General features: G+C 58.6%; 15 protein-coding genes. 6 read left to right on the top strand and 9 right to left on the bottom strand.

Annotated elements, in window-relative coordinates; genetic code table 11:
• The first annotated feature begins 64 nt into the window (after window positions 1-64).
• Window positions 65-1,345 carry a polysaccharide deacetylase family protein gene (locus ACTJJ1_RS24435; RefSeq protein ID WP_004947899.1) on the top strand — a complete coding sequence of 427 codons (1,281 nt, stop codon included), beginning with the start codon at window positions 65-67 and terminating at the stop codon, window positions 1,343-1,345.
• Between the two features lie 36 nt (window positions 1,346-1,381).
• Here the strand turns inward: ACTJJ1_RS24435 and panD are convergent, their stop codons facing one another.
• The 3 genes from panD to panB form a co-directional block, all read right to left on the bottom strand.
• Window positions 1,382-1,762: an aspartate 1-decarboxylase gene (gene panD / locus ACTJJ1_RS24430; RefSeq protein ID WP_004947897.1), complete on the bottom strand. Its 381-nt coding sequence runs from the start codon at window positions 1,760-1,762 to the stop codon at window positions 1,382-1,384.
• 135 nt (window positions 1,763-1,897) lie between these two features.
• Window positions 1,898-2,752, bottom strand: coding sequence for a pantoate--beta-alanine ligase (gene panC, locus ACTJJ1_RS24425; RefSeq protein ID WP_037433611.1), 855 nt, complete (start codon window positions 2,750-2,752; stop codon window positions 1,898-1,900).
• A 22-nt stretch (window positions 2,753-2,774) separates the two neighbouring features.
• A complete protein-coding gene (gene panB, locus ACTJJ1_RS24420; protein WP_041417166.1) occupies window positions 2,775-3,569 on the bottom strand; it encodes a 3-methyl-2-oxobutanoate hydroxymethyltransferase in 795 nt (264 codons plus the stop codon).
• 158 nt (window positions 3,570-3,727) lie between these two features.
• On the opposite strand from panB, the gene qseB reads away from it, so the two are divergent.
• Entirely contained in the window at window positions 3,728-4,390 is a 663-nt protein-coding gene (gene qseB, locus ACTJJ1_RS24415; RefSeq protein WP_004947887.1) for a quorum sensing response regulator transcription factor QseB, read from the top strand.
• Window positions 4,387-5,745, top strand: a complete 1,359-nt coding sequence (gene qseC, locus ACTJJ1_RS24410) for a quorum sensing histidine kinase QseC (protein ID WP_006327864.1) — start codon at window positions 4,387-4,389, stop codon at window positions 5,743-5,745. The genes qseB and qseC overlap by 4 nt, the downstream gene beginning before the upstream one ends.
• A 25-nt stretch (window positions 5,746-5,770) precedes the next feature.
• On the opposite strand, the gene folK is transcribed toward qseC, so the two are convergent.
• The 6 genes from folK to thpR all read right to left on the bottom strand — a co-directional run bounded on the left by folK (window position 5,771) and on the right by thpR (window position 10,742).
• Window positions 5,771-6,271: a 2-amino-4-hydroxy-6-hydroxymethyldihydropteridine diphosphokinase gene (gene folK, locus ACTJJ1_RS24405; protein ID WP_004947882.1), complete on the bottom strand. Its 501-nt coding sequence runs from the start codon at window positions 6,269-6,271 to the stop codon at window positions 5,771-5,773.
• Window positions 6,271-7,824 (bottom strand): polynucleotide adenylyltransferase PcnB, encoded by a 1,554-nt coding sequence (gene pcnB / locus ACTJJ1_RS24400; RefSeq protein ID WP_122289075.1) that lies wholly within the window; start codon window positions 7,822-7,824, stop codon window positions 6,271-6,273. The genes folK and pcnB overlap by 1 nt, the downstream gene beginning before the upstream one ends.
• A gap of 61 nt (window positions 7,825-7,885) precedes the next feature.
• On the bottom strand, window positions 7,886-8,785 hold the full coding sequence (gene gluQRS / locus ACTJJ1_RS24395) for a tRNA glutamyl-Q(34) synthetase GluQRS (protein ID WP_004947865.1): 900 nt from the start codon (window positions 8,783-8,785) through the stop codon (window positions 7,886-7,888).
• Window positions 8,786-8,857: 72 nt separating this feature from the next.
• On the bottom strand, window positions 8,858-9,313 hold the full coding sequence (gene dksA / locus ACTJJ1_RS24390; protein WP_004947862.1) for an RNA polymerase-binding protein DksA: 456 nt from the start codon (window positions 9,311-9,313) through the stop codon (window positions 8,858-8,860).
• 182 nt (window positions 9,314-9,495) lie between these two features.
• On the bottom strand, window positions 9,496-10,203 hold the full coding sequence (sfsA, locus tag ACTJJ1_RS24385) for a DNA/RNA nuclease SfsA (RefSeq protein ID WP_440835666.1): 708 nt from the start codon (window positions 10,201-10,203) through the stop codon (window positions 9,496-9,498).
• On the bottom strand, window positions 10,200-10,742 hold the full coding sequence (thpR, locus tag ACTJJ1_RS24380; protein ID WP_062868587.1) for an RNA 2',3'-cyclic phosphodiesterase: 543 nt from the start codon (window positions 10,740-10,742) through the stop codon (window positions 10,200-10,202). The genes sfsA and thpR overlap by 4 nt, the downstream gene beginning before the upstream one ends.
• A gap of 56 nt (window positions 10,743-10,798) precedes the next feature.
• Here thpR and hrpB point away from each other — a divergent pair, with 56 nt between their 5' ends.
• The 3 genes from hrpB (at window position 10,799) to fhuA (ending at window position 18,312) form a co-directional block, all read left to right on the top strand.
• On the top strand, window positions 10,799-13,261 hold the full coding sequence (gene hrpB / locus ACTJJ1_RS24375) for an ATP-dependent helicase HrpB (RefSeq protein ID WP_440835664.1): 2,463 nt from the start codon (window positions 10,799-10,801) through the stop codon (window positions 13,259-13,261).
• Between the two features lie 99 nt (window positions 13,262-13,360).
• Window positions 13,361-15,868, top strand: a complete 2,508-nt coding sequence (gene mrcB / locus ACTJJ1_RS24370) for a bifunctional glycosyl transferase/transpeptidase (RefSeq protein ID WP_440835662.1) — start codon at window positions 13,361-13,363, stop codon at window positions 15,866-15,868.
• Window positions 15,869-16,116: 248 nt separating this feature from the next.
• A complete protein-coding gene (gene fhuA / locus ACTJJ1_RS24365; RefSeq protein WP_004947851.1) occupies window positions 16,117-18,312 on the top strand; it encodes a ferrichrome porin FhuA in 2,196 nt (731 codons plus the stop codon).
• Window positions 18,313-18,314: the final 2 nt, after the last annotated feature.

Genomic DNA, 18,314 nt, shown 5'->3' with positions numbered 1-18,314 from the left:
CGTGCTATGCTGGCGCTCCACATTTTCTCCATTTTTATCACGCACTCGTAAGCAGAACATAACCATGCGGCCTCAACACAAGATAGCGGCTGGGCTACTCGGCATCCTGATGTCACTCGCTTCTCCGGCGACGCTGGCAAATTTGTTGTCGGAAGACAGCGCTGTTAAATCTGAATATATGGAAGCGCAACGCGACAGCGAGGTTTATTCGCTGATTGGCGAGCATGTTATCCCGGTCGGAGAAGTGAAGCAGGGGCAGCTGATTCAGGTGTTCCCGGCGGATGCGGAATATTACGAATTCAAGTTTGGTCACGGCACGGGGTTTATCGATAAAGACGACGTGCGCAACCTCAAAAAATCTCGCCAGGTGCAAGACGATCTCGGTGAGCTGAATAAGCCGCTGACCAATCAGAACCTGATCACTCAGAAGGCGATCAACGTCTATACCGAGGCGGATAACGCCAGCGAAGTGTTTGGCGTGCTGGAAGAGAACCTGCGTTATCCGATCATCGGCAAACTGAAGGATCGGCTGAACAATACCTGGTATGAGATCAATATTGGCGATCGTCTGGGCTATATCAGCGAGCTGGATTGCGAAATCGACACCGGCATTCCGGTGTTGACCTACCACCATCTGCTGAAAAACGAAGAGAACAAGCGTTTCCGCCATACCTCGACCACCACTTCGGACGTGGCGTTCAGCAACCAGATGACCTACCTGAAGCAGGCCGGTTATGACACCATTTCCCTGTATCAGTTGGAAGCCTACCTGAAGAATCAGATCAATCTGCCGGGCAAGGCGGTGGTATTGACCTTTGATGACGGGCTGAAGTCGGTCTATCGCTATGCCTATCCGGTATTGAAGGACTACGGCTTCCGCGCAACGGCGTTTATTATTTCTTCGCGCATCAAACGCCATCCGCAGAAGTGGAACCCGGACTCGCTGCAGTTTATGAGCATTTCCGAACTGAAGCAGATACAGGACGTGTTCGACGTGCAGTCACATACGCATTTCCTGCACCGTACCGACGGCAACCGCCAGCCTATTCTGCTGAGCCGTTCGCTGCACAATATCGAATTCGATTTTGAGCGTTCGCGCCGCGCGCTGTCGCAGTTTAATCCGCACGTGCTGTACGTATCCTATCCGTTTGGCGGCTACAACCAGCGGGCGATACAGGCGGCGAAAGACGCCGGTTTCCACATGGCGGTGACCACGGTGCAGGGTAAGGTAAAGCCGGGGGATAATCCGTATACGCTGAAGCGACTGTATATTCTGCGTACCGACTCCATTCAGACCATGGCGGACAGGATAGCCAACAAGCCGGGGGCGGTGGTGGTGCAATAACAGGAAACGGGCGCTGAAAGGCGCCCGTTTTTATTCTCAGGCTACCTGAACCGGCACGGCTTTCGCTTTGCGTTGCAGGTTGTTGTCACCTTCGAAATAGGCGACTTTCGGGTGGTGCTGGCGGGCATCGGCATCGCTCATTTGCACGTAAGAGCAGATGATCAATTTGTCGCCCACGCAGGCGCAACGTGCCGCCGCGCCGTTGACCGAAATGATGTGCGAACCGCGTTCAGCGGCGATGGCGTAGGTCGAGAAACGCTGACCGTTATCAACGTTATAAATATCTATAGCTTCATATTCCAGAATGCCCGCGGCCTCCAGGAAATCCTGATCGATGGCGCAGGAGCCTTCATAGTGCAAGTCGGCCTGAGTCACTTTCACCCGATGCAGCTTGCCTTGCAGCATAGTACGTATCATAACTTTACCTAACTGAGTATCAGCCTTCACAGGCGATTGAGGTTGAACATCCATCCGGCGTTTATCGTCACCGATAAGTCCCTCCATGTCTACTTTCAGAGGGGTTGAAACAGTGACGATTGCACAAAAAGTAGCTTACAGCGTCAGGTCAACCTGCTGGTTGTCGATCAGGCGCGCCTTGCCCAGCCAGGCGGCCATCAGTACCACTGCGCGTTGGCTTTCAACACCCAGCGGTTGCAGGCTGTCCGCGTCACGGATAAACAGTTCGTCCGGGGTGAAACCGGCGGCGCGCAGGTGCGCGGCGGTTTGCTCCAGCAGATCGTCGACGTGGCGCTCGCCGTTGCTGAGTTGCTCTGCCAATGCGTTCATGATCTTGCTGAGCTGAGGGGCTATTTTGCGTTCTTCGGCAGTCAGGTAGCCGTTGCGCGAGCTGAGCGCCAGGCCGTCTTTAGCGCGCACGGTCGGCACGCCGACGATATCGATGTCGTACCCCATGTCCGCCACCATCTTGCGGATCAGCGCCAGTTGTTGGTAGTCCTTCTCGCCAAAACAGGCCAGATTGGGCTGAACCAGATTGAACAGTTTGCTGACGATGGTGGCGACGCCGCGGAAATGACCGGGGCGGCTGGCGCCTTCCAGCATGGTGGAAATGCCCGGCACGTCGACATAGGTTTGCTGTTCCAGCCCCTGCGGATAGACATCGGCCGGCGCCGGTGCGAACACCAGGTCGACGTTGCGGCGGGTCAGCTTTTCGCTGTCCTCCTGCAGGGTGCGCGGGTAGCGCGCCAGATCGTCAGGGCGTTCGAACTGCATCGGATTCACGAAAATGCTGACCACCACGATGTCGGCGCGCGCGCGGGCTTCATCAACCAGCGTCATATGGCCTTCGTGCAGATTGCCCATGGTCGGTACCAACGCGATGCGTTTGCCGTCCTGGCGCCAGCGGCGGATCTGCTGACGCAGCAAAGGCAGGGTTTCGATAATAATCATTGATAGCTCCTGGAACGATCGCTTAATTAAAAGAGTGTTCTTCAGCGGGGTAAGCGCCTTGCTCCACTTCCTGTATATACTGTTGCACCGCCAGGCGAATATCGCCGCTTTGCGCCAGGAAGTTTTTAGCGAATTTCGGCGTATGGCCACCGGTAATGCCAAAGGCGTCGTGCATCACCAGGATCTGGCCATCGGTCACGTTGCCGGCGCCAATGCCGATCACCGGAATGGACAGCGCTTCGGTGATCTTGCGCGCCAGTTCGGTCGGTACGCACTCCAGCACCAGCAGTTGCATGCCGGCCAGCTCCAGATTTTGCGCATCTTCCAGCAGTTGTTTGGCGGCGAGCTCGTCACGGCCTTGCACCTTGTAGCCCCCGAACACGTTCACCGACTGCGGAGTCAGGCCGAGGTGGCCGCATACCGGTACGGCGCGCTCGGTGAGCATTTTCACCGTTTCGCACAGCCAACTGCCGCCTTCCAGTTTCACCATATTGGCGCCGGCCTGCATCAGTTCGGCGGCGTTGGCGAAGGCCCGTTCCGGGGTGGCGTAACTCATGAAAGGCATGTCAGCCAGCAGCAGGCAGGCCGGGGCGCCACGGCGTACGGCTCGGGTGTGGTAAGCGATGTCGGCGACGGTGACCGGCAGCGTGGAGTCGTGACCCTGCAGCGTCATGCCCAGCGAATCGCCCACCAGCAGTACTTTAACGCCTTGCTCTTCAAACAGTTGGGCAAAGCTGGCATCGTAGGCGGTCAGTGAAGCAAACTTGCGTTGCTCCTGTTTCCACTGGCGCAAATGGGTCACGGTGGTGGGTTTCATCACTACGTCTCCTGAATAGAGCCGCGCGGTACGCGCAGGGCCCTGGCTGCAAAAAAGTGCTGTCATTCTACTGTAACCCTAACGGGGTGGGTAGCGCAGATCTGAAGCTTAAGGGGTTCTTAAGAACCTTGTGATGTAATGGCGAAAAAGGGAGGAGCATGCGAATTCTGCTGATAGAAGATGACAAGTTAATCGGTGACGGCATCAAGGCCGGGTTGACCAAACTCGGTTTTAATCTGGACTGGTTTACCGACGGGTTGGTCGGCAAAAGCGCGCTGGAAAGCGCACCTTACGATGCGGTGATCCTCGATCTCAGCTTGCCGGGCCTGGATGGGCTGGATTTATTGCGCCAGTGGCGCCAGGCCGGCCATGATGTGCCGGTGCTGATCCTTACCGCGCGCGATGCGCTGGAGCAACGGGTCAGCGGCCTGCAGAGCGGTGCCGATGATTACCTGTGCAAACCTTTCGCCCTAACGGAAGTCGCGGCGCGCCTGCAGGCGTTGATCCGCCGCCGTCATGGCCAACTGATGCCGCAACTGGTGCATGGCAACCTGGTGTTTGACTCGGCCACTCGCAGCGTGAACTGTAACGGCGAGCCGGTAACCTTGACGCCGCGTGAGCTGGCGGTGCTGGAGCTGTTCCTGCATAACAAGGGACGAGTGCTGGCGCGGTCGCTGATCCAGGAAAAACTGTACAACTGGGATGACGAGGTCAGCAGTAATGCCGTGGAAGTGCACATTCATCACCTGCGGCGCAAGTTAGGTAACGCTTTTATCCGTACCATTCACGGCGTGGGCTACACGTTGGGGGAGGTAGAGTGAAACATCTCAGCTTGCGGTTGCGGTTGATCCTGATTTTCAGCCTGCTGGCGCTGGTGACCTGGTGTTCCGCCAGCCTGGTGGCGTGGATGATGACGCGCAACAACATCAATGAAGTGTTTGATACCCAGCAGATGCTGTTTGCCAAGCGTCTGGCGACCGCCAATCTGGGCGATTTGCTGGCCGACGAAAGCGTGCGTAGCCTGCCGAAAACCAAGAAGTTGGTGCACCACGGTAAGCGAGGCAAGCAGGATGACGACGCGTTGGCGTTCGCCATCTTCGACCGTAACGGCAAGATGTTGCTCAATGACGGTGAAAGCGGCGCGGATTTCCGCTTTGACGGCGAGCGTGAAGGTTTTACCGATGGCGAACGGCGGGGTGATGACGACAGTTGGCGGCTGCTGTGGCTGACCAGCCCGGACGGCCGCTATCGTATCGTGGTCGGCCAGGAGTGGGATTACCGGCGGGATATGGCGCTGGGTATGGTAACCGGGCAACTGGTGCCGTGGTTGGTGACTCTGCCGATTCTGATGCTGTTGATCGCGCTGATGGTAGGGCGTGAACTGCGGCCACTGCGCGTGGTGGCCGCCGGGCTGCGCAAGCGGGCGCCTGACGACGCTACGCCGCTGGATGCGCGTCAGGTACCGACCGAAGTCAGGCCGCTGGTGGATGCGCTGAACGCGCTGTTTGCGCGCATCAATGCGTTGCTGGTGCGTGAGCGGCGTTTTACCTCAGATGCTGCCCATGAGCTGCGTAGCCCGTTGGCGGCGCTGCGGGTGCAGACGGAAGTGGTGCAATTGGCCGGTGACGATGAGCCGATGCGTGAACATGCGCTGGACAATCTGACGGTGAGCATCGATCGTGCCACTCGCTTGGTCGATCAGTTGCTGACGCTGTCGAGGCTGGATTCACTGTCGGATCTGGCCGATTTGGAGCCGGTCGACTGGAGCCGACTAGTGCCGATGACGCTGGCGGAGCAGGATCGTCATGCTCACGCCGCCGGCGTCACGTTGCGTTACGAACAGCAGGGCATGCCGGCACCGTTACAGGGCCAAGCGCTGCTGCTGTCGCTGCTGGTGCGTAATTTGGTGGACAATGCAGTACGTTACACGCCTGCGGGCGGCACCGTCACTGTGAGGCTTACAGAGCGTTTGCTGGCGGTCGAAGACAATGGACCGGGGATAACGGCGGAGCACCTGGTACGGCTGGGTGAGCGTTTTTATCGTCCGCCGGGCCAGGAGCAAACCGGCAGCGGGCTGGGGTTATCTATCGTGCAGCGCATCGCCGGTTTGCACGGGCTGCGCATCAGTTTTGCCAACCGGGCAGAAGGCGGGTTTGTCGCTCAGGTGAGGCTGTAGGGGGGCGCCGCATGCTGCGCCCGATTCAGGCTTTTTGCTTGGGCTGATGCCACAGTTCCATGCCGTTCTCCGGCACGCGCTTCAGGCAACTGGCCAACGACTCACCGTCCGGGAACACCAGCTCGGGGGCGATTTCAGCCAGCGGGTAGAGCATGAACTCGCGTTCTTTCAGGCCGTAATGCGGCACTGTCAGGCGATCGGTATGAATAACCTGCTCGCCATACAGCATGATGTCCAGATCGAGGGTGCGCGGGCCCCAGCGCTCATCTTTGCGCACACGGCCCTGATTGCGTTCTATCGCTTGGGTATGATCGAGCAGTTGTTCGGCGGGCAGCAAGGTATCCAGCGCCACCACCGCATTGAGAAAGTCCGGCTGGTTCTGCGGCCCCAGCGGCTTGGTGCGGTAAAACGACGAACAAAGGATCAATCGGGTGCGCGGAAGATGCTCCAGCGCCTCCAGTGCGGCTTTTACCTGTTGCAGCGGTTGCGCCAGGTTACTCCCCAGCGCGATATAAACGCGGATCATTATGCTCCTTCTTTACGCGGCGTCCGGCGGCGAGGGCGACGCTGACGGGCGCGGCGTGGCGCGGGGTCGTCACCCAAAGTGCTCAACATGGTTTTCTGGCGCGCCGGCGTGGCTTCCTGGAACTCGCCCCACCATTCGGTCAGACGCAGCATTTCCTGGTTTTCTTCCACTTCGGCGCGCAGCGCCAGCAGATCATAAGCGGCGCGGAATTTCGGATGTTCCATCAGCTTGTGCGCACGCTTGCCCTGACGGCGAGACAGGCGCAACTGCAACTGCCAGATATCGCGAACCAACGTGGTAATGCGTTTCGGGATCGCCAGCGAGCGACACTGTTCGTCCAGCACGTCGTTCATCGCCAGCGCGAAGGCGTCGTAATACGCCAGCCCGCTTTCCTGCGCCAGTTTCTGCGCATGTTCCAGCAGCGGATACCAAAGCATAGCAGCAAACAGGAACGCCGGGTTGACGCGCATGTCGTTCTGCAGCCGATAATCGGTGTTCTTCAGCACCTGCACTAAAATGCGCTCCATCGGCGTGTCATGGCTAGGCGTGAAGTGGCGTGCTATCTGCGGGAACAGCGGCTGGAACAGCTGGTATTCGCACAGTTTCAAATAGGTTGGGTAACCGTAACCTGCCTGCAGCAGCTTGAGCGATTCCTCAAACAGACGCGCCGGCGGGATCTCATGCAGCAACGACGCCAGGCGTGGGATCGGCTCGGCGGTTTCGTCGCTGATGCTCATGTCGAGCTTGGCGGCAAAGCGCACCGCACGCAGCATGCGCACCGGATCTTCGCGGTAGCGGGTTTCCGGATCGCCGATCAGGCGAATCACGCCCTGTTGCAGGTCACGCATACCGTCAACGTAATCACGCAGGGTGAAGTCCGCCACGCCGTAATACAGACTGTTGATAGTGAAGTCGCGGCGCTGAGCATCTTCTTCGATCGAACCGAAGATGTTGTCGCGCAACAGCATGCCATTTTGGGCCTGCTGGGAAGAATTCTTGTCTGATTCCGGGGTTTGCTGCTCGTGGTGGCCGCGGAAAGTGGCAACCTCGATGATTTCCGGCCCGAACATCACGTGCGCCAGACGGAAACGGCGGCCGACCAGGCGGCAGTTGCGGAACAGCTTGCGCACCTGATCTGGCGTGGCGTTGGTGGTGATGTCGAAATCTTTCGGCTTTTTGCCGAGCAACAAATCGCGCACGCCGCCACCGACCAGATAGGCTTCGTAGCCGGATTTGTTCAGGCGGTACAACACCTTCAGCGCATTCTCACTGATGTCTTTGCGTGAGATTGAATGCTGATCGCGTGGGATCACGGTCATGGGGCCGGTTCCCTCCGCTGCGGGAAAAGGTGGGCGCTTACGCGGCGCCGGCCGGCGGGCAGGGGCTTCTCTGCCGCTTTCGGCGTGCCGTTGTTGTTGCGGCGCGGCAGGCTGTTCAGCCACCACGCTTTCTTCGCGGATTACCTTTTTATCGCTCACCGGCGCATCCTCGCGGGGCGGCTTGTCATCGCGGATTAGTACCTTACGGCAGAAATTGGCTACTCGGGTAAAAATGGTACACCTCGATAGTGACTGATAAAAATGGAGCTAACAAAAAATAGCGGCTAATCATAGCTCACCATGGCTCCTTTGAGAATGCCGATGTGTTTTCATCCACCTGGCGGGGCACATTTTCCAGCTTCCAGTGTGCTATAGCCCAGCTCAATAATAACGGCAAGTCAAGATCTTGCCAGCTTTCCGGCAGCGGTTGACGCAGAAATTTCAGCGCGGCGATCAGCACCGGACGAGGATCGCCTTCGGGCAGCGCGGGCGCATGATTTTGCTTCGACAGCTTGATGCCGTTCGCACCCAGCGCCAGTGGCAAATGCACATAAGCGGGAACCGGCGCCTGCAACTGATGATACAGCGCAATCTGGCGCACCGTCGGTTCAATCAGATCGGCGCCGCGCACGATTTCGGTCACGCCCTGGAAATGGTCGTCAACCACCACAGCCAAATTATAGGCAAACAACCCATCGCGTCGGCGAATGATAAAATCTTCTCGCGCCAGAGCCGGATCGGCCCGCAACTCGCCTTGCAGGCGATCGTGAAAGGCGTAAACCGGTGCGGATTGACGTAAACGGATAGCGGCGCCCTGCGGGCCAAGATGCAAATCACGGCAGTGGCCGTCATACAAACCGCCAATTTGCTGGATACGACTACGGGTGCAATTGCAGAAATAGCTAAGCCCCTGTTGTTGCAGTTGATCCAGGGTTGCGCGGTAGGCTTCGTGACGTTGGGATTGATAGATGACCTGGCCGTCCCAGAGGAGACCATAGTGTTCCAGTGCGGATAAGATACGGGCGGCCGCACCGGCGACTTCGCGCGGAGGGTCAATATCTTCAATGCGAACCAGCCACTGCCCGCGTTGGGCACGAGCCTGGAGGTAGCTTCCCAGAGCGGCAATCAGCGAACCGAAATGCAGATCTCCGGAAGGCGATGGGGCAAAGCGCCCCACATAATGACTTTCTTGCATATCAGAGGGGAAAGGTTCCCTTTTCTCTGTGCGGTGTGCGTATGAACGCACACCGCAGCGGTAACAACTGTATTAGCCGGCCATCTGCTTTTCGCGGATTTCTGCCAGGGTCTTGCAGTCGATGCACAAATCGGCAGTCGGACGCGCTTCAAGACGACGAATACCGATCTCCACGCCGCAGGAGTCGCAGTAGCCGAAATCTTCGTCTTCCACTTTCTTCAGCGTTTTCTCGATCTTTTTGATCAGTTTGCGTTCACGGTCACGGTTACGCAGTTCAAGGCTGAACTCTTCTTCCTGCGCTGCACGGTCTACCGGATCCGGGAAGTTGGCCGCTTCGTCTTGCATATGCGATACAGTACGGTCCACTTCGTCCCTGAGCTGGTTGCGCCACGCTTCAAGAATAAGCTTGAAATGCTTCAACTGGGCGACGTTCATGTACTCTTCGCCCGGCTTCTCTTGGTACGGCTCCACCCCAGCGATGGCGAGAATGCTCAAGGACGAGGTTTTACGGGTTTGCCCTTCTTGCATGTTGCTTCTCCTACATACACACGCACTATCGAATCCCCAATGCGGGGGAAAAACAGGCCGCTATAAATAACAGATGGAAGGTAGGTTGGCAATTATTCCTGTCGCCTGCTTGACAATGCTGTGAAGGAAGGCGTATTTGGCGACGCGATGACCGGTTGTTGAATTATTGGTGCCCGGTGCCGCTAATCGATAAAAAACGGTAACTTATCGCAGAGAGATATACCGTCAGGTGATAATTTAGCCCCATAACAAACGACTTCTACTCCCAACTGCCGAACCTGTGCCAACAGTGCCGCATAACGCTCATCTATATGATGTGCCGGTGCGACCTGTTCAATACCGCTATGTAACACAGCAAAAAACAAAACCGCCCGCTGCCCGCTTTCAACCACGCCGAGCAACTCACGCAGATGCTTTTGTCCTCTGAGCGTTACCGCATCAGGGAAGTAACCACGTTGTTGTTGCAGTAATGTGACTGACTTAACTTCAATATAGCAGTTAACCCTGTTTTCTGCCTGTAATAACAAATCGATACGGCTGTTTTCATTGCCATATCTTACTTCGCTGCTGATTTTACTGTAACCGGATAATTCATTGATTAAATTCTGTTCAATGGCTTCGCGCACCAATCCGTTGGCACGAAGGGTGTTGACGCAGATCCAATCCCCCTGTTGGGTATGCGTCAACTCCCAGCTGTGGGCATATTTGCGCTTGGCGTTATCCGAAGTGGAATACCAAAGGGTATCGCCTGGGGTGGCGCAGCCGGTCATGGCACCCGTGTTGGCGCAGTGCAGGGTGAAAGTTTCGCCTTCCGGGGTAATCACGTCGGCCAGAAAGCGTTTGTAGCGTTTAATCAGCGTGGCGGAACGTAGCGGTGGGGTGAAAATCATGGGGTATCCTGATGGGCTAAAGGCCATTGTTCCAGCGGGTGATAACGCGTGCGACCGTTCTCAAATACCGACTGGTACAGGGTGAAGGAGTCGGCGCTGAAGGTCCAGCCCGGCGTTGCGGGCGGCACGGCTACCGGTTGCGTTGCAGAGCGCAGCAGGGTGATGTGCGGATGAAACGGCATCGGGCTTTGGTAGCAACCGCTGCGGGCTGCCTGCGATCGCAACAGCTCCGCCAGTTGCAACGCCCCTCGCGGTGCGCGGCGGGTGCCAAGCCATACCACGCCAGGGCGCGGCCAGTGGCCAAGATCGTCCAGTATCATGCTGAAGCCGGGTTGGATAATGCGGCCTGCCAGCTTTTTCAGCGCGGTTTCCTTTTGCGCGCTGACATCACCGAGAAATGCCAGCGTCAGATGCAGGTTGGCCGCGGCGACTGGCCGACCGGCTTCGGGCGTGAAAGCTTCGGCGCGCCAGCGAATCACCTGTTGCTGCAGTGCATCAGGTAAGGTCAGGGCGAAAAACAGGCGGCGCGAACTGGACATAGATACCCGGCAAATGAATGAAACGCAGAGTCTAATGCTACAATGTGCGCCGCCCAATGTTAACCACTACGGAGAGTTCTGTGTCTTCACTGCCCGTCAGTGCGGTTCTTGATGAATTGCTCACTGCGCTGCAATCCGCCCCGCAGGTGTTGCTGCATGCGCCAACCGGCGCCGGTAAATCGACCTGGTTACCGCTGCAGATCCTGGCTAAAGCCGGCCTGCCGGGCCGCATCATCATGCTGGAGCCGCGTCGGTTGGCGGCGAAAAACGTGGCGTATCGGTTGGCACAACAGTTGGGGGAAGAACCGGGCCAGACCGTGGGTTACCGCATGCGCGCCGAAAGCAAAAGCGGGCCGCATACCCGGCTGGAGGTGGTGACCGAAGGCATTCTCACTCGCATGTTGCAGCAGGACGCCGAGCTGCAAGGCGTCTCGCTGGTGATCCTCGATGAATTCCATGAACGCAGCCTGCAGGCCGATCTGGCGTTGGCGCTGTTGCTGGACGTGCAACAGGGGCTGCGTGAGGATCTCAAACTGCTGATTATGTCGGCGACGCTGGATAACGCCCGTATGACGCAGCTGCTGCCGCAGGCGCCGGTGGTGGTGTCCGAGGGGCGCAGCTTCCCGGTTGAACGCCAATATCAGCCATTGGCCAGCCATCAACGGCTGGAGGATGGCGTGGCGGCGGCGGTGAAACGCCTGCTGTCCGAACAGGGCGGATCGTTGCTGCTGTTCCTGCCCGGCGTGGCGGAAATCAACCGGGTGCTGGAGCGGCTGCACGGCGAGGTGGCGGCCGATACCGACCTGTGCCCGTTGTATGGCGCATTGCCGCTGGCGCAGCAGCAAAAAGCGCTTCAACCGTCGCCGGCCGGGCGTCGCAAGGTGGTGCTGGCGACCAACATCGCCGAAACCAGCCTGACCATCGAAGGCATTCGGTTGGTGGTGGACAGCGGGCTGGAGCGCGTGGTGCGCTATGACGTGCGTAACGGCCTGACGCGGCTGGTGACGCAGCGCATCAGCCAGGCGTCGATGATCCAGCGTGCCGGCCGTGCCGGGCGTCTGGAACCCGGTATTTGCTGGCACCTGTTTGCCAAAGAGCAGGCAGAGCGGGCAGCGGAACATGCCGAACCGGAAATCCTGCAAAGCGATCTCGCCGGCTTCTGGCTGGAGCTATTGCAGTGGGGCTGCCATGACGTTGGGCAACTGACCTGGCTCGATCGGCCGCCGGAAACGGCGCTGGCGGCGGCAAGAAAGCTGTTGCAACACCTTGGCGCTACCGACGACGGCGGCAAATTAACCGCACGGGGCCGGCAGATGGCTATGCTGGGTTGTGAGCCCCGGCTGGCGGCGATGCTGACCCAGGGTGCAGAGCGGGGGACGGATGGATTGGCGACCGCTGCGACGCTGGCTGCGCTGCTGGAGGAACCGCCGCGCAATGGGCAGATGGATATCGGCTACTGGCTGAGCCGCCCACAGCCAAACTGGCAGCGCCGTGCTGCCCAGTTAGCGCGGCGTTTGCAGCCGCGAAGCGGGCAGATTGATGCAGATTTGGCGCCGAGCCTGCTGGCGTTGGCGTTTACCGACCGCATCGCCCAGCGGCGCGGTCAGGATGGCCGTTATCTGCTGGCCAACGGCATGGGGGCGGCGATGAATCAGGATGAGGCGCTGTCGCGTGCGCCGTGGCTGATCGCGCCAAGCCTTCTGCAGGGCCACAACAGCCCCGATGCGCGCATTCTGCTGGCGCTGCCGGTGGAGATTGATGCGCTGGCGGCGCAACTGCCGGCGATCGTTTCCCAGCAAACCGCGGTGGAGTGGGATGAAGAAAAGGGCACGCTGCGCGCCTGGAAACGCCAGCAGATTGGCCGTCTGACGCTGCGGGCGCAGCCGTTGGCCAAACCGGCCGATGAAGAACTGCAACTGGCGCTGCTCAACTGGGTACGCGCCCAGGGTATCGCGGTGCTCAACTGGGATACCGCCGCCGAACAGCTGCGTCTGCGTTTGCAGTGTGCGCAAAATTGGCTGCCGGAGGCTGCCTGGCCAGCGGTCGATGATGAGTCGTTGCTGGATCGGCTGGAGCAATGGCTGCTGCCCTCCCTGAGTGGCGTACGCGATATGCGCGGGTTGAAGCAGGTCAATATCGCCGAAGCCCTTGCGCGCCTGCTGGACTGGCAGCAAAAGCAGCGGCTGGATAATGCGCTGCCCACTCATTACACTGTGCCGACCGGCAGCCGTTTGCCGATTCGCTATGATGCCGGCAAACCGCCGGCGTTGGCGGTGCGTTTACAGGAAGTGTTCGGTGAACAGCGCAGCCCAATGCTGGCCGAGGGTCGCATCCCGGTGGTGCTTGAGTTACTCTCACCGGCACACCGGCCGCTGCAAATCACCGGCGATCTGGCGGCGTTTTGGCAAGGTGCCTACCGGGAAGTGCAGAAAGAGATGAAAGGGCGCTACCCGAAACACGTGTGGCCGGATGATCCGGCGAATACCGCCCCCACGCGGCGCACGAAAAAATATCAGTAAATGAATTCAGATGTTTCTTCTGTTCAGCGGCCTGGCGTCGGGACAGATTAAGCGACTAATAATGGCCGGCAGTGCCGCCAAGTCTGGAGAATGACAGCAATGGCTGGGGATGACCGCGAGCCCATCGGGCGCAAAGGGAAACAACCAAAACGCACCGCGTCGGGCAAACCGCCGCGCCGTCGCCGAGACGACGATTATGACGATTACGAGGAAGACGAGCAGCAAGATGACGATGATGAATATGAAGACGAGGAGGAAAGCGTGCCGCGTAAGGTAAAAGCGACTCCGCCGCGTAAAAAACGCCGTTGGCTTGGCCTGCTTATCAAACTGATTCTGGTGGTCGCGGTGCTGTTGGCGATCTACGGCGTGTACCTGGATTCCCAGATCCGCAGCCGCATTGACGGCAAGGTCTGGCAGTTGCCGGCCGCGGTCTATGGCCGCATGGTCAACCTGGAACCGGGCATGCCGTACAGCAAGAAGGAAATGGTCGATCTGCTGGAAGGTATGCAATACCGCCAGGTTAGCCGCATGACCCGGCCGGGCGAGTTCACCGTGCAGGCCAACAGCATCGAGATGCTGCGCCGTCCGTTTGACTTCCCGGATGGCAAAGAGGGGCAAATCCATGCCCGTCTGGATTTCCAGAACAACCGTCTGGCGAAAATCGAAAACATGGAGAACCAGCGTAACTTCGGGTTCTTCCGCCTCGATCCGCGCCTGATCACCATGTTGCAGTCACCGAACGGTGAACAGCGGCTGTTCGTGCCGCGCGCCGGTTTCCCGGACCTGCTGGTGGATACGCTGATTGCCACCGAAGACCGCCATTTCTACGAGCATGACGGCATCAGCCCTTACTCCATTGGCCGTGCGATGCTGGCGAACCTGACCGCCGGGCGTGCGGTGCAGGGCGGCAGTACCCTGACGCAGCAGTTGGTGAAGAACCTGTTCCTGACCAACGAACGCTCGCTATGGCGTAAAGTCAACGAAGCCTACATGGCGCTGCTGGTGGATTACCGTTACAGCAAGGACCGTATTCTTGAGCTGTATCTGAACGAGGTGTACCTCGGCCAGAGTGGTAGCGACCAGATCCGCGGTTTCCCGCTGGCCAGCCTGTATTACTTCGGCCGCCCGGTGGACGAACTGAGTCTGGATCAGCAAGCATTGCTGGTGGGGATGGTGAAAGGCGCGTCCTTGTATAACCCGTGGCGCAACCCGACGTTGGCGCTGGAGCGCCGCAATCTGGTGCTCAAGCTGTTGCAAAATCAGGGGGTTATCGACGCCGAGCTGTACAATATGCTCAGCGCGCGGCCGCTGGGCGTGCAGCCGAAGGGCGGGGTGATCACGCCGCAGCCGGCGTTTATGCAGATGGTGCGTCAGGAACTGCAGGCCAAGTTGGGCGACAAGGTGAACGACCTGTCCGGAGTGAAAATCTTCACTACGCTGGATCCGGTTTCTCAGGATGCGGCGGAAAAAGCGGTCGAAGACGGCATTCCGGCGCTGCGTGCCGCCCGCCACGTGAAAGATCTGGAAGCGGCGATGGTGATTGTCGATCGCTTCAGCGGTGAGGTGCGTGCCATGGTTGGCGGTGCCAATCCGCAGTTCGCCGGTTTTAACCGCGCGATGCAGGCGCGCCGTCTGGTCGGGTCGCTGGCCAAGCCGCCAACCTACTTGACCGCGCTTTCCGAGCCGGACAAATACCGCCTGAATACCTGGCTGGCGGACCAGCCGCTGTCGCTGAAACTGCCGAATGGCAGCCTGTGGCAACCGAACAACTACGACCGCAAATTCCGTGGACAGGTAATGTTGGTGGATGGCCTGGCCTTCTCGCTCAACGTGCCGACGGTGAATTTGGGTATGGCGGTCGGGCTGGATCAAATCAGCGCTACCTTGCAACGTTTGGGTATTCCTAAAGCGGAAATCAATCCGGTGCCTTCGATGCTGCTGGGGGCGATTGGCCTGACGCCGATGGAAGTGGCGCAGGAATACCAAACCATCGCCAGCGGCGGTAACCGCGCGCCGCTGTCGGCGGTGCGTTCGGTGATCGCGGAAGACGGTTCGGTGCTGTACCAGAGCTTCCCGCAGGCGGAACGCATGGTACCGGCTCAGGCCGCTTACCTGACGTTGTATGCGATGCAACAGGGCGTAGCGCGCGGAACCTCCCGTTCTCTGTCGGTGAAGTTCCCCAACTACAACCTGGCGGCGAAGACCGGTACCACCAACGATCTGCGCGACAGCTGGTTTGCCGGTATCGACGGTAAAGAAGTGGCTATCGCCTGGGTTGGCCGTGACAACAACGGCCCGGCCAAGCTGACCGGTGCCAACGGTGCGCTGACTCTGTATCGCCGCTATCTGGAAAACCAGACGCCGCTGCCGCTGATGCTGCAGGCGCCGGAAGGCATCAACCAGATTGGCATCGACTCCGCCGGTAACTTTGTCTGTGGCGAGGGCGGGCGCAGCATCCCGGTGTGGACCGATAATCCGCAAGGGCTGTGTCAGGCAAGCCAGGCCGCTCAGCAGCAGCAACAACAGCAGCAACAGCCGGCGGGTGAGCAAAAAGACGCTGACGGCGTCGCCGGCTGGATCAAGGATATGTTCGGCCAGGGTCAGTAAGTTGGCGAGCGGTTAATCCCCGTTGCCGAAAGGTTTTTTGTTGCAGGCCCGTAACTTTGGTTGCGGGCCTTTTTATTTTCCGCGCAGTTTATTTCCATCAGGTTAATGCGGTTAAACGGTTAATCCCCCACCTATTTACTGGCTGAATTCGACTTGCAGTTTAATTTGGCTTCTGCATAAAATGCGTCGCTTATAATAATTATTATCGTTTACATTCGTTATCAAATAATTCATCAGAGAAACCACCTATGCTGACCAAGCGTCCATTCTCACCGCAGGCCATGAAGGGCCGTTCTCCCGTCAGTGGGTTGGCGATCACTATCGCTGCCGCGCTGGGTACGCTGGCGATGCCGGCATTTTCCGCTGAAGCCAATCCGGTAGCCAAAGAAGATACCCTTACCGTGGTGGGCAGCAGCCAGCCGCAACAGGAAAGCGCCTGGGGGCCGGTCGGCACCTACGTGGCCAAACACAGCGCCACCGGTACCAAAACCGATACGCCGATTGAGAAGAATCCGCAGTCGGTTTCCGTGGTCACGCGTGAAGAGATGGATATGCGCCAGCCGGATACGGTGAAAGGCGCACTGGCTTATGCGCCAGGGGTTTATGCCAGCCGCGGCAGCTCCACCACCTATGATTCGGTGGCCATTCGCGGTTTCCCTGCGGTGAATACCAACCAGTATCTGGACGGCCTGCGTCTGCAGGGCGACAACTATAGCGAAGCTTCGGTCGATCCTTATTTCCTCGAGAGAGCGGAACTGCTGCGCGGCCCGGTATCGGTGCTGTACGGCAAGAGCAGCCCGGGTGGGCTGGTGGCGATGGTCAGCAAGCGGCCGACCACCGAACCGCTGCACGAAATCCAGTTTAAAATGGGCACCGACAATCTGTTCCAGACCGGCTTTGACTTCAGCGATGCGCTGGATGATAACGGCGTCTATTCCTACCGTCTGACCGGCCTGGCGAAAGACAGCGATGCGCAGCAGAACATGGCGAAAGAGAAGCGCTATGCGATTGCGCCGTCATTCAGTTGGCGGCCGGATGACAAGACCAACTTTACGCTGTTGGCCAATATCCAAAACGATCCCTATACCGGTTTCTACGGCTGGCTGCCGAAGCAGGGTACGCTGATCCCGCTGCCGGACGGCAGCAAGCTGCCAACCAGTTTCAACGACGGTGAAGCAAGCAATTACTTTGCGCGCAAGCAGCGCATGATCGGCTATAGCTTCGAACATGCGTTCAATGACACCTGGGCGGTACGCCAGAACCTGCGTTATATGCAGCTGGAAAGCGACATGAAGAGCATCTATGGCAGCGGCGTTAGCGCGACGGCGCCGACCACGATGAACCGCGCCTATGTGCAGTCGAAGGAGCATCTGAACAGCTTCTCGGTGGATACCCAGGCGCAGGCCAGGCTGAAAACCGGCGCTGTAGATCATACCCTGCTGTTTGGCGTCGACTATTCGCGCATGCGCAATGACATCAACTCCGGCTTCGGTTCTGCCGACAGTCTGAGCATGACCGATCCGCAATACGGCAACGACGCCACCACCGTGACTTTCCCGTATAACTACCTGAACCGCCAGGAACAGACGGGGTTGTACGTGCAGGAGCAGGGCGAGTGGAACCAATGGTTGCTGACACTGGGCGGCCGTTATGACTGGGCCAAAACCTCGGCCAATAACCGCATCGATAACTATACCAACGAACGCTCGGACGGCCAGTTCACCTGGCGTGGCGGTCTGAACTATCTGTTCGATAACGGCATCACGCCGTATTTCAGCTACAGCGAGTCATTTGAACCGACGCTGGATACCTCCGCTAACGGGCAGACGTTTATCCCGTCGATTGGCAAGCAGTACGAGGCCGGCGTGAAATACGTGCCGAAGGATCGTCCTGTCGTCCTGACCGGTGCGCTGTACCAACTGACCAAAAACAACAACCTGACGCCGGATCCGGATAACGCACAGTTCAGCGTCCAGAGCGGTGAGATCCGCTCGCGCGGCGTAGAGCTGGAGGCCAAGGCGGCGTTGAACGCCAACGTCAACCTGATCGCTTCCTACACCTACACCGACGCGAAATACACCAAGGACAACACCTATCAGGGCAAGCCAACTACCGAGATCCCTAAACACATGGCTTCGCTGTGGGCGGACTATACCTTCCACGAAACGGCCGTCAGCGGCCTGACCCTGGGTTCCGGCGTGCGTTATGTGGGGTCCAGCTCATCCTTCAACAGTGACAACAGCACCTTTAAAGTACCGGATTACACCTTGGTGGATGCGACCATCAAATACGATCTGGCGCGTTTTGGCCTGCCGGGCTCGTCAGTAGGCGTCAATATCAACAACCTGTTTGATAAGACTTACGTTTCAAGTTGTTATCGCGACTACGCCTGCTATTGGGGCGCAGAACGTCAGGTGGTCGCCACCGCAACCTTCCGCTTCTAACC

The sequence above is a fragment of the Serratia sp. 22264 genome (assembly GCF_052045345.1).
Classification (GTDB): domain Bacteria; phylum Pseudomonadota; class Gammaproteobacteria; order Enterobacterales; family Enterobacteriaceae; genus Serratia; species Serratia plymuthica.
Note: the sequence above shows the minus strand (reverse complement) of the source record. Positions and strands in the feature narration are given on the sequence as shown.

Coding starts and splice junctions, on each gene's coding strand:
- ACTJJ1_RS24435 (WP_004947899.1), top strand. CDS start 65: ATGCGGCCTCAACACAAGATAGCGGCTGGGCTACTCGGCATCCTGATG.
- panD (WP_004947897.1), bottom strand. CDS start 1,762: ATGATACGTACTATGCTGCAAGGCAAGCTGCATCGGGTGAAAGTGACT.
- panC (WP_037433611.1), bottom strand. CDS start 2,752: ATGATTATTATCGAAACCCTGCCTTTGCTGCGTCAGCAGATCCGCCGC.
- panB (WP_041417166.1), bottom strand. CDS start 3,569: ATGAAACCCACCACCGTGACCCATTTGCGCCAGTGGAAACAGGAGCAA.
- qseB (WP_004947887.1), top strand. CDS start 3,728: ATGCGAATTCTGCTGATAGAAGATGACAAGTTAATCGGTGACGGCATC.
- folK (WP_004947882.1), bottom strand. CDS start 6,271: ATGATCCGCGTTTATATCGCGCTGGGGAGTAACCTGGCGCAACCGCTG.
- gluQRS (WP_004947865.1), bottom strand. CDS start 8,785: ATGCAAGAAAGTCATTATGTGGGGCGCTTTGCCCCATCGCCTTCCGGA.
- dksA (WP_004947862.1), bottom strand. CDS start 9,313: ATGCAAGAAGGGCAAACCCGTAAAACCTCGTCCTTGAGCATTCTCGCC.
- sfsA (WP_440835666.1), bottom strand. CDS start 10,203: ATGATTTTCACCCCACCGCTACGTTCCGCCACGCTGATTAAACGCTAC.
- thpR (WP_062868587.1), bottom strand. CDS start 10,742: ATGTCCAGTTCGCGCCGCCTGTTTTTCGCCCTGACCTTACCTGATGCA.
- hrpB (WP_440835664.1), top strand. CDS start 10,799: ATGTTAACCACTACGGAGAGTTCTGTGTCTTCACTGCCCGTCAGTGCG.
- mrcB (WP_440835662.1), top strand. CDS start 13,361: ATGGCTGGGGATGACCGCGAGCCCATCGGGCGCAAAGGGAAACAACCA.
- fhuA (WP_004947851.1), top strand. CDS start 16,117: ATGCTGACCAAGCGTCCATTCTCACCGCAGGCCATGAAGGGCCGTTCT.